Annotated in this window: 11 protein-coding genes; 9 read left to right on the top strand and 2 right to left on the bottom strand. The window is 46.2% G+C overall.

The features are described from left to right. Window positions 1–40: 40 nt before the first annotated feature. Window positions 41–2,767 carry a cation-transporting P-type ATPase gene (locus ACMA1I_RS03535; RefSeq protein ID WP_337066889.1) on the bottom strand — a complete coding sequence of 909 codons (2,727 nt, stop codon included), beginning with the start codon at window positions 2,765–2,767 and terminating at the stop codon, window positions 41–43. A gap of 426 nt (window positions 2,768–3,193) precedes the next feature. Between ACMA1I_RS03535 and holA the strand changes: the two genes are divergently transcribed. Continuing rightward, window positions 3,194–4,240 (top strand): DNA polymerase III subunit delta, encoded by a 1,047-nt coding sequence (holA, locus tag ACMA1I_RS03530; protein WP_337066887.1) that lies wholly within the window; start codon window positions 3,194–3,196, stop codon window positions 4,238–4,240. A 195-nt stretch (window positions 4,241–4,435) separates the two neighbouring features. Here holA and ACMA1I_RS03525 read toward each other — a convergent pair whose 3' ends face one another. Continuing rightward, window positions 4,436–4,567, bottom strand: a complete 132-nt coding sequence (locus tag ACMA1I_RS03525) for a hypothetical protein (protein WP_337066885.1) — start codon at window positions 4,565–4,567, stop codon at window positions 4,436–4,438. A gap of 34 nt (window positions 4,568–4,601) precedes the next feature. On the opposite strand from ACMA1I_RS03525, the gene ACMA1I_RS03520 reads away from it, so the two are divergent. Genes ACMA1I_RS03520 through trmB form a run of 8 tightly spaced genes read left to right on the top strand, consistent with a single transcriptional unit; the run spans window position 4,602 to window position 14,535 of the window. After that, a complete protein-coding gene (locus ACMA1I_RS03520; RefSeq protein ID WP_337066883.1) occupies window positions 4,602–7,649 on the top strand; it encodes a tetratricopeptide repeat protein in 3,048 nt (1,015 codons plus the stop codon). 36 nt (window positions 7,650–7,685) lie between these two features. Continuing rightward, window positions 7,686–9,377: a hypothetical protein gene (locus tag ACMA1I_RS03515; RefSeq protein ID WP_337066881.1), complete on the top strand. Its 1,692-nt coding sequence runs from the start codon at window positions 7,686–7,688 to the stop codon at window positions 9,375–9,377. A gap of 5 nt (window positions 9,378–9,382) precedes the next feature. Continuing rightward, a complete protein-coding gene (locus ACMA1I_RS03510) occupies window positions 9,383–10,549 on the top strand; it encodes an SPOR domain-containing protein (RefSeq protein ID WP_337066879.1) in 1,167 nt (388 codons plus the stop codon). Window position 10,550: 1 nt separating this feature from the next. Further along, a complete protein-coding gene (locus ACMA1I_RS03505) occupies window positions 10,551–11,258 on the top strand; it encodes a MotA/TolQ/ExbB proton channel family protein (RefSeq protein WP_414703861.1) in 708 nt (235 codons plus the stop codon). Between the two features lie 2 nt (window positions 11,259–11,260). After that, a complete protein-coding gene (locus ACMA1I_RS03500) occupies window positions 11,261–11,653 on the top strand; it encodes a biopolymer transporter ExbD (RefSeq protein WP_337066877.1) in 393 nt (130 codons plus the stop codon). 11 nt (window positions 11,654–11,664) lie between these two features. Continuing rightward, the gene (locus ACMA1I_RS03495; protein WP_337066875.1) at window positions 11,665–12,579 is read left to right on the top strand and encodes a hypothetical protein; all 915 of its coding nucleotides are present in this window, start codon (window positions 11,665–11,667) and stop codon (window positions 12,577–12,579) included. A gap of 7 nt (window positions 12,580–12,586) precedes the next feature. Further along, complete coding sequence (locus ACMA1I_RS03490) at window positions 12,587–13,876, top strand: bifunctional folylpolyglutamate synthase/dihydrofolate synthase (protein ID WP_337066873.1); 1,290 nt, start codon at window positions 12,587–12,589, stop codon at window positions 13,874–13,876. Between the two features lie 2 nt (window positions 13,877–13,878). Then, entirely contained in the window at window positions 13,879–14,535 is a 657-nt protein-coding gene (gene trmB, locus ACMA1I_RS03485) for a tRNA (guanosine(46)-N7)-methyltransferase TrmB (protein ID WP_337066872.1), read from the top strand. Window positions 14,536–14,727 lie beyond the last annotated feature (192 nt).

The raw sequence follows: 14,727 nt of genomic DNA, 5'->3' as shown, positions 1-14,727 counted from the left end.
ATACATTTCATTAGAATAATTAAACGTCTAAAATCGAAGATTATCTACTTCGAATTTTTTCATTGATCCGCTCTCTGCGCTTATATCGTAGCCATTTCTCTAGTTCCACTATAAAATACATGACCACGCCAGCCGCTATAATTCTAACCCAACTCATAAGCGAAATAGGGGCAGTGCCAAAAAGCTTGTTCATGAAAGGCGCATAAACGAAAGCAAACTGAAGCAGCAACATACTCCCGATGCCGTAGAAAATCCAGAGGTTGGAGAAAAAGCCAGACGGGAAAAATGGATACCGAAGGGAGCGGCAGTTTAACAGGTAGAATGACTGCAAGACTATAAAAACAGTACAGGCTGCCGCTCTAGCTTCTTCGAGGGAAGCGCCTTCAACATCGAGTTCATAATGGAAAAGGCCGAAGGTGGCAATAAGCAGCAGCGAACCCACCAGCAGTGTTCTATATACAAGGCTTTTGGTGAGTATAGGCTGGTCATGTTTTCGGGGGGGGCGTTCCATTAATCCTTTTTCCTGCGGCTCAAACGAAAGCGTAAGACCAAGTAAGATAGCTGTCGTCATGTTAATCCAAAGAATTTGCACAGGAGTGGCTGCCAACACGGTTCCTGCAACAACGGCAGCTAAGATCACGAGTCCTTCGCTCAGGTTAGTCGGTATAGTCCAAACAATGAACTTGGTGAGGTTGTCGAACACGTTTCGGCCTTCTTCTACGGCACTTTCTATGGAGGTAAAGTTATCGTTGGTCAGCACCATGTCCGAAGCATCTTTGGCTACGTCTGTTCCAGTTATACCCATGGCAATACCGATATTGGCTTGCTTTAAAGCGGGGGCATCGTTTACGCCATCGCCGGTCATGGCTACAATGTGGTTTCTGCTCTGCAGTGCTTTTACCAGCCGCAACTTCTGGTCTGGCGACACGCGTGCGAAAACCGCGGTACTTTCTGCTACGTCAGCTATGTCCTCGTCCGCCACTTTGGCAAGTTCGCGGCCGGTCAAGGCCACGAGCCTCCCATTCTCCTCACGCCCTTTCAGCCCAATCTGTGAGGCAATGGTGGAGGCGGTGAGGGCATGGTCGCCGGTGATCATCTTTACAGTAATCCCAGCCCGCTGGCACATGTTCACCGCCTGCTTCACTGCCTCCCGTGGAGGGTCAATCATGCCCTGCAGACCCAAAAACGTAAGCCCATCTGTCAGGTCTTCGTGCGAAACATCTGTTTTATCTGTGGCCATGCTGGCAAAGGCCAGCACGCGTAAACCTTCGGAGGCCATGGAGTTGGTTATTTCAGCAACCTCTTCCTTTTTAAAATCTATTTCCTGCCCCTGTGCATTCAGCATGGTACTGCAACGGTCTGCTATTGCTTCAAAAGAACCTTTTACATACACTACATTTTTGCCATCGTGCGGGTGCAGCGTAGCCATGTATTTGTAATCTGATTCAAAAGGAATTGTGTCGAGTCTTTTAAATTTTTGCTCTAACTGTTTCCGGTCAAGTCCTGCTTTTTGAGCGGCTACTATTAAAGCTCCTTCAGTTGGGTCACCTTCTACTATAAACTGACCATCTTTCTGCTTTAAATCAGAGTCGTTGCAGAGGATGCCGTTAAATAAAAGCTCCCGCAGTGCCGGGTGCTCCTGGAGGTCTACATTCGCCTCATTCTGGCTGATGTTACCTTCTGGCTCATATCCCTGACCACCCACTTTGTAAGTTCGACCGCCTGCCACTATCTTTTTCACCGTCATTTGGTTTTCAGTGAGAGTTCCGGTTTTGTCTGAGCAAATAATGCTTGTGCTTCCCAGCGTCTCCACCGCCACCAGTTTACGAATAATAGCTTTTCGCTGAGCCATTTTAGATACGCCTAGCGAAAGCATAATGGTAATGGCTGCAGGCAATCCTTCCGGGATGGCACCTACTGCCAGCGCTACTGCTGCCATAAAAATCTCTGTAAATTCCTGGCCTCTCGAAAGCCCGATAACAATACAAATAACCGATAAACCCAAGATCGCATAAAGTAAAACCTGGCTAAATTGGGCAATTTGCTTGGTAAGGGGGGTGTCCAGGTCTACAGCACTGGCTATAGACTCAGATATTTTGCCAACTTCAGTGGCGTCGCCGGTTGCAATCACCACCCCCTTGGCTGTTCCGAAAGAAACATTGGTAGTGGCGAAAGCCAGGCTGACCCTGTCGCCAAGCACGGTGTCGGCCTCTACTTTTTCAGGGCTCTTGTCTACGGCCACCGATTCCCCGGTAAGGGCCGACTCATCTACTTTCAGATTCTTTACCTCCAGCAGGCGCAGATCTGCCGGAACCCGGTCGCCTGATTTTAGCAGGACCACATCGCCTGGAACCAAATGTTCGGCATCGATTTTTTGCTTTTCGCCATTCCGAATCACCTGTGCCTCTGTCTTCAGCTCCTTAGATAGCGCGTTTATGGCCTGCTTGGCTTTAGACTCCTGCACATAACCCACTATGGCATTTATAATTACAACCCCAAATATCACGGAAGAGTCGATATACTCCTTCAGGAAAAACGTGATGATGGCAGCTGCCAGCAAAATGTAAATTAAGGGCTGGTGGAACTGCAGCAGAAACAGCACCAGGTTCGATTGCCCTTCTTCCTGTGTAAAAAGGTTAGGGCCGTAGGTTTCGAGCCGGCTTTTTGCTTCTTGTTCCGATAATCCTCTGTCAGCGTCTGTTTTAAGTGCTGTAGTTACTTCTACAGGAGTTAAGGCATGCCAGTCTTTTGGTGGAATTTGTTGCATAATAATTTTTTTGAGAAAGATAAGGCCAGGAGGAGGTGTACTGGAGAGGCAGTAAAGAATTGTGGGTCAGGATAAAAATCTGATGTCGAACTCCTTAGACTGCCTTAATCAAACAAACAAATTCAAACCCCTCAGTGCTGAAGGTACGGGCTGAACGGCATAAGGTTAATGCACCAGACTGTAATCGGTAGCCCCTTGGTGCATCCGGTACCTTTTATCCTCCGGAAGGCCATTTTTATTAGCAGAATTAGTGGCAAGATTATTGGCTGACCTGCCATAGCAGTAAAGAGCTTTGGCTGAATTACCCTTCAGATTTTAACTCGGAAAGCGTACCTTTGCAGCAGGCTAAAATAGGCTGCCGGTAGAGTCCTATCTGGTAGTGGCGCAGCCTAAGCTCCTTAAATTACAGTAATTACAGCACCACTTATGTCTCACACACCCGAAGGTATTCTTGAACAGCTGAAAAAACGGCAGTTTGCGCCAGTTTATTTTCTGCAGGGCGAAGAACCTTATTACATAGATCTAATTTCGGATTACATAGAAGCGCATGCGCTGCAGGAACACGAGAAAGGCTTTAACCAGGTGGTGGTGTATGGTAAGGATGCAGATGTGGCTACGGTGCTGCTGCAGGCCAAACGCTTCCCGATGATGGCAGAGCGGCAAGTGGTAATTGTAAAGGAGGCGCAGTCGATCCCGGACATAGAGAAGGATGATGGCATCCGGCAATTAGAGACATACCTCCAGAACCCACTGCCCAGTACCATTCTGGTATTCTGCTACAAGCACAAATCGCTGGATGGCCGTAAATCGCTGGCTAAAACAGTCGGAAAGCACGCGGTACTACTCTCCACTAAAAAGCTGTACGATAACCAGATACCTACCTGGGTGTCTGGCTACATTAAGGAGAAAGGACTGCAAGCCACGCCTAAAGCTGTGCTGCTGTTGAGCGAGTTCATTGGGTCGGACCTCTCCAGGCTAGCCAATGAGATTGACAAGCTCCTTCTGAACCTGAAGCCGGGGCAGACTATAGATGAGCGGGTAGTGCAGGAGAATGTGGGCATCAGCAAGGAGTATAATATTTTTGAACTCCAAACGGCGCTCATTGCCCAGGATGCTCTCAAAGCGCACCGCATTATCCACTATTTTGAGTCCAACCCTAAGAATAATCCGCTTATTCCCAATTTGTCGTTGTTGTTTTCTTTTTTTTCTAAGCTACTGGTATTGCACATGGCCGCAGATAAGTCGGAGGCCGCCGTGCGTAAGAGCCTGGGGAACCGCGGCTTCCTGGCCAAAGAGTATATGCATGCTTTACGTGTTTTTCCGGCCCAGCGCACCATCGACATTATCCACTTTGTACGGGTGGCCGACCTGCAGGTGAAAGGTATAGAGGGTGGCAACATGACCGATGCTGAAATTCTCAGAGAGTTGGTGTTCAAGATTATGCATCCGGTGCCACGGGCGCTAGCCTACTAAGGCCTCAGGCTAAAGCAAACCATTTTACCTCCGGAAGGCCATTTTCATTAGAATAATTTATACTCTCGGTGTTGGTGATTGCCAAAGCAGGCCGGGAAATTGGAGAGGGCTAGCCGAGGTAACAAGTGAAAAGCAGGGAGACAGGCAAAGAAAATTGGAACTGCACACAATAATTAAAGCATAAAGCTCATTGCATTAAGTAAATCCGAAGGAGAATTTTTTAATCAAACCTTTGGCTGCAGCAGGTGCAGAAAAGACTGCACCTAAGCTTTTTTTATTAACTTTGACCTTGGTTGTCGCCACCTTAACTATTGAAAATAAGATCATCGTTTAGTCCTGTTTTGGGGCACTATAAGAATATATGAAGATAGCTTACAAAGTAGCGCTTGCATCGGTATTGGCTGGCGGAGCACACTTGGCTGAAGCACAGCATACGCAGGTTTTTACCGCTGAAGAAAGACACTTCCATGAGGGGGTAGAGCTTTTTGACCGGGCTAAGTATGGCTCGGCGCAGGAAGCGTTTCAGAAGTACATCAGCCTGATCGGTGACGATGCCAAAACCGCTGATGCACAGTATTACTATGCCCTTAGTGGCTTGTACCTCCTGCACCCAGACGCGGAGCAGCAGATTCTGGCCTTCACCAGAAAATTTCCGGCGCACCCTAAAACGGCGCTGGCTAACTACGAACTGGGGCTGTACTACTTCGAAAACAAAGACTACAAAAAAGCGGTGGAATTTCTGGTGCAGGCACCAACGCATTTGCTTGGCATAAAGCAGAATAAGGAACTGGAGTTTAAGTTGGGCTACTCTTACTTTGCAACCAAGGATTTTGAAAACGCCAAAATCTATTTCGATAAAAACAAGACTACCGGCTTCCGCACTGACGAGCACCGCTTTGCCTACGCCTCCAACTATTATGCTGGCTATATCGCCTACCGCAATGGAGATTATGCGGCAGCTAAAAACGACCTGAAAATAGCCGAGAAGAATGAGGCTTACCAGCAGATCGTGCCTTACATGGTCACCGAGATTCTTTACAAAGAGAACGATATTTTTGAAGTAATCCGGTACGGGGAAGCTGCATTGGCTGCCACACCAAAACCCCTGCAGGCCGATGAGATTGCTTTGCTCGTAGGCGATGCCTATTATCAGAAAGCGGACTATGCCACAGCTGCCAAATATTTTAATCAATACGCCGAAGGCAAGCGCACCTTGGATGAGGTGGTGCAGTACAAAATAGCGTTCACGGATTACAAGAACGATAACTTTAAAAATGCCATTGCTAATTTTAAAGATATCGCGCTTAAGAAAACGGCTCTCGGACAAAACGCCGCCTACTACCTCGGTTTAAGCTATTTGCGCGAAAATAATAAGCAGTTTGCCCTAACCGCTTTTGACCAGGCGCGCAAAAACAACATCGATAAAAGTGTAACGGAGGCTGCTACCGTTAAATACGCCCAGGTAAATTACGAGCTTGGCAATTTCAGGGAAGTCATTAATTCCTTGGCCAACTTCACCAACGATTACCCGGACTCAGAGCAGGGGGCGGATGCCGACAACTTGCTAAGCGAGGCGTACTTTAACTCAAACAACTATCCGGAAGCTATTCGCCACATTGAGAGTCTGCCTAAAAAGAGCTGGCGTATCCTGCAGACGTATCAGCGGGTAACTTACTTCCACGCAGTAAATCTGTTTAACGATGCCAAGTTTCCTCAGGCCGTAACCATGCTCGATAAGTCGCTGGAGTATCCTTACGACAAAGAAGTGACAGCTGCCAGCCACTTCCTGAAAGGCGAGGCTTACTCTATTGGCCAGCGCTACGAAGATGCCATCAACAGCTATGGTGCCGTTTTCCGTAATGCTCCCTCCACTTCTTCAGAGTATTATATAAAATCGAGATACGGCGCTGGTTATGCCTATTATAATACCAAGCAGTATGACCGGGCCCTGACGCACTTCAAAGCATACCTAGATGCCATTCAGCCAAGCAATGTGAACTATCATGATGCCACCTTGCGTTTGGCCGACTGTTACTATGTAGATAAAAAGTATAGCGATGCCCTTGGCCTGTATGAACGCGTAATTGCTTCCAACTCACCGGACCGCGACTATGCTTTCTTCCAGAAAGGCGTGGTGCTGAGCATTACAGGCAAACGCGACCAGGCCTTACAAAACCTGCAAACGGTGCAAACGCAGTTTCCAAACTCCCGCTATGCCGATGCAGCCGAGTATCAGCGCGCGCTCATCGATTTTGAAGCAGGAAATTACCAGCCAGCCATTTCAGGCTTTTCTTCTCTCATTCAAACGAAACCAGAAAGCAAGCTGATTCCGAACGCACTGCAGAAGCGAGGTATTGCTTACACCAACGTGCAGCGTTATAACGATGCCATAGTGGACTTTAAACGTGTGCTCGATGAGTATCCTGCTTCGCCGGTGGCTAGCAGCTCTTTATACAGTTTACAGGATGCCTTAGCTAACCAGGATCGCAGCGAAGAGTTTGACGGTTACCTGGCTCGCTACAAATCATCTAACCCGGAAAGCGGTGCTTTAGAAAGCATTGAGTATGAGGCGGCCAAAACACTTTATTTCAGTGAGAAATATGCACAGGCAATACCAAAGTTTGAAGCTTATATCAGTGCTTATCCGAAAAGTCCGTTTATAAGCGATTCCCGCTATTTCCTGGCTGATTCTTATCTGCGCCAAAACAATAAGGATGAGGGTGTAAGAAGAATGAAGCAGGTTATTGCCGAAAACAGGTCGGAATATGTTAACCGTGCCATATTAAAAATAGCCGAAATTGAGTTTGAAGCTAAAAATTACACTGAAGCTATAAAATACTACGGCAGGCTGCGAGATGTGGCTTCTAACCGCAATGAACAGGCAAACGCGCTTACCGGCCTTATGATGAGCTATTATCTGACGAAAGATTATGCCGGCTCCAAGCGTATTGCCAACGACCTGATCAGCCAGGGTAATGCCGCACTAAACGCACGAAATACAGCTTTGCTTTACAGAGGAAAGTCTACCTATGCGCAGGGTAATATGGATCAGGCGCTTACAGAGTTCAGAGAGGCTGTAAAAGCTGCTTCTGATGTAAACGGCGCTGAAGCACAATACCTGGTAGCTGAGATTCTTTACAAACAGAAGAAATACAAAGAGTCGATTGATGCTGCATACGAGTTCAACAACAAATACTCTAACTACGATTACTGGCTTGGAAGATCCTTCCTGATTATAGCCGATAATTATGCTGCCCAGAACGAAACTTTCCAGGCGCGTGCCACACTGGAATCTATTATAGAAGGATCTCCGGTAGTGGAGGTGGTGGAAGAAGCCAAGCAGAAACTGGCCAAAATGGCTCCGGCTGGTAGTGGAACAGGAGATACCATTCAAATTCAGCCCCGGTAATTATTTTCAGTATTAGCAGAAGAGAGATTTAGCAACATGAAAAATAAATTAAAATTAACCTCACTTGCCATTGTTTTTAGTGTCGGTTATAGTTTCATGAACAATGTGCAGGCGCAGGGTGGAACAGGCTGGGGCGAAGGTGCCAAACTGGAAGATGCACAGGTTGTAGTAGAAAAGAACAGAGTAATTGAGTTGCCGCGTGCCGCACGTAACTTCGAAAAGTTTCGGATTGAGGCGCCGGAGCCGCAGGAACGAAATGTACGCTACCGTTTTAGCGATTATCGCCTTGCTTCCCAAGATATTAACCTGCAAATGCGCGTACTTACCATTAAGCAGGATGAACTTACCAAGTTATACGGCAACTACCTGAAAGCCGGTATAGGCAATTATGGTACCCTGTACCTGAAAGGGTACTTCCACAACAAACGCAGTACAGAAGGAGCCTATGGTGCGGAAGTGAGCCATGTTGCCTCCTCCCGTGGACCGGTAGATCGTGCTAACTCTGGTGTTTCTAATTCCAGCATCAGCGCACATGGCGAACGCTATTTAAAAGGTTTGACAGTAGGTGGCAGAGCAGGATATGGTCGCGACCAGGTATACTTTTATGGTTATGAACCTTCGCTTGAAACAGTTATAGACAAAGACTCTATAAAACAGGTCTTTAACCGATTTAATGCTGAAGCTTTTCTGCACAACGAAACCTCAGGATCTCCTTTTATTTACAGAGCCACGCTCGGGTTTAATTACCTGAACGACCGGTACGACATGAAGGAATCTAATATTGCCGCTAATATTAATGGTGAGTATACAATAGATGATGAATCAGGCTTTAAAGTAGACGCGGTTGTGTCTATGCTGACTCACACTGATTCTGCACAAATAAACCGCCAGTTTTTTAAGCTGACTCCAACCTACGAGCGCAAATTAGGCGTACTGACAGTTGGTTTGGGAGCACGGCTTGCCTTTACTGGCGACACGGTAAATAATGCCCGCAGCATGAATATCTATCCTGTGGTGCGCCTGGGGGTAGAGCCAATTGAAGGCAAACTGAAAATTTACGGTGGATTTGGCGGCGACTTAGAGCGTACTACCATGTCTCAGCTGACCCAGGAGAACCCGTTTCTGGCTCCAAACGTGTTAGTGGCCGACGTAAACAAAACCTTGGAGTTGTATGGAGGCCTATCTGCTAACATCGCGAACTACGTACACATTACCGGTCGTGTGTCTTACCAGAATTTCCGGAACCTGTATTTCTTTAATAACTCCCGTACTGACTCTACCAAGTTTGAGCTTCTGTATGACGATGGCGTAACAAATGTTTTAAATTTATATGCAGAGGCTGTATTTAATTATTCTGATGAAGTAAGGGTAGGATTAAAGGCTGATTATAACAACTATAGGACCGAAAGGTTAGAGCATCCGTTCCACCGGCCGGAAATGATGGCAAGCATATTTGCCACCTATAACTTCTACGATAAGATTCTCTTTAATTCAGAACTTTACTATATTGGTAGCTCGTTTGGCCGTATTGTGCGTACAGACGGAAGTTCAGTAATTCGTGAAACGGACAATATCGTGGACCTGAACCTGAAGGCTGATTATAAATTCTCCAGCAGGTTCACCGCTTTTGTAATGGCTAATAACATACTTGGCCAGAAATATGAGCGTTTCGTGAATTACCAGAATAAGAGTGTAAACTTAATTGGTGGTATAACTTATTCATTTTAAAGCCTATGGTTGATAAGCAAATTGAGCAATTGCTCCACGAGCATGACTGTGTCATCATACCGGATTTTGGTGGATTGATCGCCCGCTATGTCTCGGCCCGGATACAGCCGACGAAACATGCGCTGATGCCTCCTTCGAAGAGGATCGCTTTCAATGAAAAGTTGGTATTGAACGATGGCTTGCTCATCAGCGCGATATCCCAGAACAGGAATATTAGCCTGGAAGAGGCAAAAGGAGTAGTAGCTGATTTTGTATATCAGGCAAGGCAGAAGCTGAAAGAAGAAAATCGCTTTGACATTCAAAATATTGGCTCGTTCCGGTACAATGCCGAGCAGCGTCTGGAGTTTGAATTTTTAGAAGGCGAAAACCTGCTTGATAATAGCTTTGGCTTACCTGAACTGGTAGCCAGGCCGTTAAGAGCGAGTGAGCCAGCTGTGCTCAGAACGCTAATTAAAGAGCGGCAGCAGGTACCAGTGGCAGTCAGATCAACCTTTAAAAGCAGACTTAAAAAAGCTTATACGGTAACAGCAGGCCTTTTAATGGGGGGGCTTACGGTTTCGGCGCTTTACTTACTTTCTTTACAAACCGACTATAATCTGAGCAGCCTGAACCCGCTGTCTTTGGCAGGTATGAGCAGCAAGACAACTGAAGCTAAAGTTTTCTCTAAATACGCTCCAGATTATATTCCTTTTACTGAAGAGGAGCGCCTGGCATGGTATTTGGCAATATCTCCGGTAGAAACACCTGCCGCAGAAGCCGAGCCGCAAGGTCCATTATTCCAGCAGCAAAGCAATTTAGATGAGGCACCTGCTGATGCTTTTGATGAAGCTATTACTTTAAATAGCAGTGATAAAATAGTTGCAAACGAGGTTGTTACAGAGAATAAGGTAGCAGATGCTCCTGCTGCTGAAGAAAAACCTTCTCATATACTGTCAGGCAAAACCGGCCGTTTTTACATTATCACAGGAGGTTATTCCAGCCTGAAGAATGCAGAAGTGAGCCGATCTGAAATAAAGAAAAAACAAATAGAAGCTAAAATACTTCTTCCTCCGCCAGGTCATAAATTACTGCGGGTATCAGTAGCCGATTTTGCTACCCCAGAAGAGGCCGCAGCAGCTATAGGAGATTATAGAAAAACTTTCGGAGAAACAATTTGGGTACTTAATAATTAACATGACATCTTTTCTTTTACAAATCACACCTGCTGTCCCTACGGACACTACTGCTACACTTACGCCTGGTGCTGAATCGGCTGATGCTTCTGTCGGACTTATAGACCTTGCTCTCGCCGGCGGTTGGGCTATGATTCCTTTGGCACTGTTATCGTTAGTTGCCGTTTACATATTTGTGGAGCGGTATTTAACTTTGAAGCGAGCTGCCAAGAACCCGGAAGGTTTCCGCGACAGAATAAAAAGCATGGTTTTGGCAGGCGATATTAACGGTGCTAAAATGCTATGTGCCCAGACAGGTACCCCAGTTTCTAAAATGCTTGCAAAAGGTATTTCCCGAATTGGTAATCCTTTGAAAAACATAGAGACGTCTATAGAGAATACTGGTAAAATTGAAATGGCACGCCTGGAGACAAACCTTTCTGCGCTGGCAACTATTGCTGGTGCTGCACCTATGCTGGGTTTCCTGGGTACTGTAACCGGTATGATTCAGGCCTTTATCGCGATTGCACAGGCAGAAGGCTCAGTTAGCCCACAATTACTTTCTGCTGGTATTTACCAGGCGATGGTAACGACAGCAACCGGTTTGATTATAGGTTTGCCTGCTTATGTTGGCTACAACTACCTGGTATCTAAGATCGACAGCATTGTGCATGACATGGAGTATACCTCTATCGAGTTTATTGATCTCTTACAAGAACCACAGCATTAAGAATGAACCTTCGCTCAAAAAACAGGATCAGTGCTGACTTCAGCATGTCGTCCATGACAGACATTATTTTCCTGTTGCTCATTTTTTTTATGCTTACCTCCAATTTTGTGACCCCAACCGGTTTACCGGTTAGCTTACCCAAAAGCACGTTATCTAACATTACGATGCAAAAGGTTAGCGTGACTATTACAGAAGACCTTAGGTTTGCGCTAAATGGAAAGGAAGTAGCTTTTTCTGATCTGCAGCCTCAATTAGAAGGGCTTTTACAGGGAACAGAAGAAGGGGTTGTGGTGTTGCATGTAGACAAGGCTGTACCAGTAGAGCAACTTGTGAAAGTGGCAAGCATTGCCGCTAACCTTAATGCTAAAGTAACGCTGGCTACTGAGCCAGAGTAAAATGAAAGAAGATGGATATAGCGTTAACACAGGAGGAAGAAAAGAATAAAAAGATTGCGGCAGTTGTCAGTGTGGTGCTGCACGCGCTTATTATTCTGCTTTTGTTCTACCTGATGGCTTGGCGCCCGCAAGACCCGCCGGCGGAAGAAATAGGTATTGAACTTAATTTTGGTATGGACGCGGTAGGAAGTGGTGATGTGCAGACAACAGCTACCCCTAATGAATCTAAGAATGTGCAGGACAGTAAACCAGCTCCTACACAACCAGATCCTCAGCCTGAGCCTAAACCAGTGGCTGCTACACCTCCGGCCCCGACACAACCAGTAGAAACGCCAAAGGTAGTGACTACTACAGCAGAGGCGCCAGTTGCTGTTAAGGAAGTAAAAGAAGTAGTTAAGCCAACTCCTAAACCAGAGCCAAAAGTCGAGCCCAAAAAAGAGCCCGTAAAACTGGTAGAGGAGCCTAAGAAGGAGCCAGAGAAGCCAAAATCGTTATACCCTGGTAAACCAACCGAGAGTACCGGTACCGGTAAAGCAGGAACTTCTAATGAAGCCACAGGTAACAATAACGGCGACGATGTGAACAAAGTGGGCGACAAAGGATCACCTGATGGTAAGGTAGATGCAAAAGCCCTCTATGGCAAATCCGGTGGTGGCTCCGGTGGCCTTGACATGGCTGGCTGGCGATATGAAATTGAGCCGAAGCGGGACCCTTACAGCAATGAGTCTGGGATTGTAAAGTTCAGAATCTCTATCAATGGTAACGGTGAGGTAACTAATATTTCTACTATAGAAAGTAATGTTTCGCCGCAGGTTAAGAAATGGTACGAAGATCAACTGCGCAGAACCTCCTTTATCCGGACAGGTGGCGGCAACAGCAATGCGGGAGCCACTGGTACTGTAACATTTGTAATCAAATCGAACTAGTATTTTCATGACATATCAGGAGTGCCTTGAGTATCTCTACAAGCAATTGCCGATGTACCAACGCATCGGCAATGCTGCTTTTAGGAAGAGCCTCGACAACATTATCAGCCTTTGCGATGCCCTGCAACAGCCACAGCATGCTTTCAAATCAATTCATGTGGCGGGTACCAACGGTAAAGGAAGTAGTTCCCACATGCTTGCAGCTGTTCTACAGCGCGCAGGCTACACCACTGGCCTCTATACCTCACCTCACCTTAAATCTTTTACGGAGCGCATTCGTGTAAATGGCACAGAACTGGAGCAGGATTACCTGGTCAGTTTTGTAAAGCAGCACAAGCCTCTTTTTGAACAAATTAAGCCGTCTTTTTTTGAAATGACAGTGGCGCTTGCCTTTCAATATTTCGCTGATAGGCACGTCGATATTGCCGTAATTGAAGTAGGGCTTGGCGGCAGGTTGGATTCAACCAATATTATTCAACCGGAGGTATCCTTGATTACCAACATTGGCTACGACCACCAGGCGCTGCTTGGCGATACGCTGGAGGCTATAGCAGGAGAGAAGGCAGGTATTATAAAGCCACACACTTCTGCGGTAATAAGTACCCGCCAACCAGATATAGCCCATGTATTTACCCAGAAGGCGGCTCAGGAAGCAGCTCCTTTATATTTTGCTTCTGATAATTTAAAAATGAGCATCTTGTCAGCTACTTCAGAAAGACAATTGCTGGAAGTAGTAGACAAATCTAACGGCATTTTCCAGCTAGAACTTGACCTGACCGGGCATTATCAGCAGTTTAACCTTCCCGGCGTGCTACAGACGGTACATCTTTTGCGAGAAGCAGGCTTCTCTATTTCGGAGGAGGCCTTGAAAGAGGGTTTGGCAAATACAAAGACTTTGACAGGCCTCAAGGGGCGGTGGCAGGTGCTAAACCAAAATCCGTTAACAATTTGTGACACAGGTCATAATACAGACGGCATTAAACAAATAGTGCAGCAACTGCAGGCTATAAAGCCGAAACAAGTACATATGGTCTTTGGCACCGTAAACGACAAAGACATTAGTTCTGTTCTGGAGCTTTTGCCTAAAAACTACCAATATTATTTCTGCCAGGCAAATATTCCGCGTGCCCTGGCTGTTACGGAGTTGCTGGAACAGGCTCTGGCACATGGACTTCAGGGCCAGCCTTATGCTACCGTGGCAGCAGCTATTCAGGCCGCCAAAGCAAATGCTGCTCCGGATGAGGTTATTTTCATTGGAGGTAGTACTTTTGTAGTTGCAGAGATAGAAGAACTTTAACAATGTCGAGATCTAAACTAAAGAAATTCAGTGAAATTGCAGAGCGTGAAAACGTGCTGGAAGAGGGGAACGAACTTTACGGTCACCTGGGAGGAAAGTGGGATGAAATTCATTTCGAAAATACAAATCCAATAGTAGTAGAGATAGGTTGTGGCCGTGGTGAATATACCTTAGGTATGGCTCGCCTATTCCCAGACAAAAATTTTATCGGAGTTGATATCAAAGGGGCCAGACTCTGGAAGGGAAGTACTATTGCCATAGAAGAAGGGCTGGAGAACGTGTCGTTTCTGCGGACCTATGTAGAGCAAATCAGTGACCAGTTTGCTGCAGGGGAAGTTTCTGAAGTTTGGATTACTTTTCCGGATCCGCGGCCCAAAGATCGGGATATTAAACGCCGATTAACTTCTCCGCGGTTTCTGGCGCTGTACAAGCACATCCTGAAACCTGATGGAATTGTACATTTAAAAACCGATAACCTGGGCTTGTTTGAGTATACCCTCGAGGTGCTGCAGGAAGCTCCGATTAAAAATCTGATTTCCACAACAGACCTTTACCAGTCGGAATTGCAGGAGCATACAATGGGTATTTATACCAAATATGAGAAGCAGTATTTGCAGGAAGGTGTTCCAATTAAGTACCTCCAATTCAAATTTAGGTAAATCGTAAGGGTGTGGAGCCTGCATTGGCCTTGGCATTACTGAGGCTACATTTACGCTGGAAGGGGAATTTCATTAGAATAATTGGAAATTATAACTAGTTGTTCTACCTGAAGTTGAAATAAAAGAGTTTCTCTCTTATTTTCATTACTAAAACAAGCAACCCTCCGCTGGAGTCACTGAAGAGTGAATTGC

Origin of the sequence: Pontibacter sp. 13R65, from assembly GCF_047525655.1 — a bacterium.
Lineage (GTDB): Bacteria > Bacteroidota > Bacteroidia > Cytophagales > Hymenobacteraceae > Pontibacter.
Note: the sequence above shows the minus strand (reverse complement) of the source record. Positions and strands in the feature narration are given on the sequence as shown.

Coding starts and splice junctions, on each gene's coding strand:
- ACMA1I_RS03535 (WP_337066889.1), bottom strand. CDS start 2,767: ATGCAACAAATTCCACCAAAAGACTGGCATGCCTTAACTCCTGTAGAA.
- holA (WP_337066887.1), top strand. CDS start 3,194: ATGTCTCACACACCCGAAGGTATTCTTGAACAGCTGAAAAAACGGCAG.
- ACMA1I_RS03525 (WP_337066885.1), bottom strand. CDS start 4,567: ATGATCTTATTTTCAATAGTTAAGGTGGCGACAACCAAGGTCAAAGTT.
- ACMA1I_RS03520 (WP_337066883.1), top strand. CDS start 4,602: ATGAAGATAGCTTACAAAGTAGCGCTTGCATCGGTATTGGCTGGCGGA.
- ACMA1I_RS03515 (WP_337066881.1), top strand. CDS start 7,686: ATGAAAAATAAATTAAAATTAACCTCACTTGCCATTGTTTTTAGTGTC.
- ACMA1I_RS03510 (WP_337066879.1), top strand. CDS start 9,383: ATGGTTGATAAGCAAATTGAGCAATTGCTCCACGAGCATGACTGTGTC.
- ACMA1I_RS03505 (WP_414703861.1), top strand. CDS start 10,551: ATGACATCTTTTCTTTTACAAATCACACCTGCTGTCCCTACGGACACT.
- ACMA1I_RS03500 (WP_337066877.1), top strand. CDS start 11,261: ATGAACCTTCGCTCAAAAAACAGGATCAGTGCTGACTTCAGCATGTCG.
- ACMA1I_RS03495 (WP_337066875.1), top strand. CDS start 11,665: ATGGATATAGCGTTAACACAGGAGGAAGAAAAGAATAAAAAGATTGCG.
- ACMA1I_RS03490 (WP_337066873.1), top strand. CDS start 12,587: ATGACATATCAGGAGTGCCTTGAGTATCTCTACAAGCAATTGCCGATG.
- trmB (WP_337066872.1), top strand. CDS start 13,879: ATGTCGAGATCTAAACTAAAGAAATTCAGTGAAATTGCAGAGCGTGAA.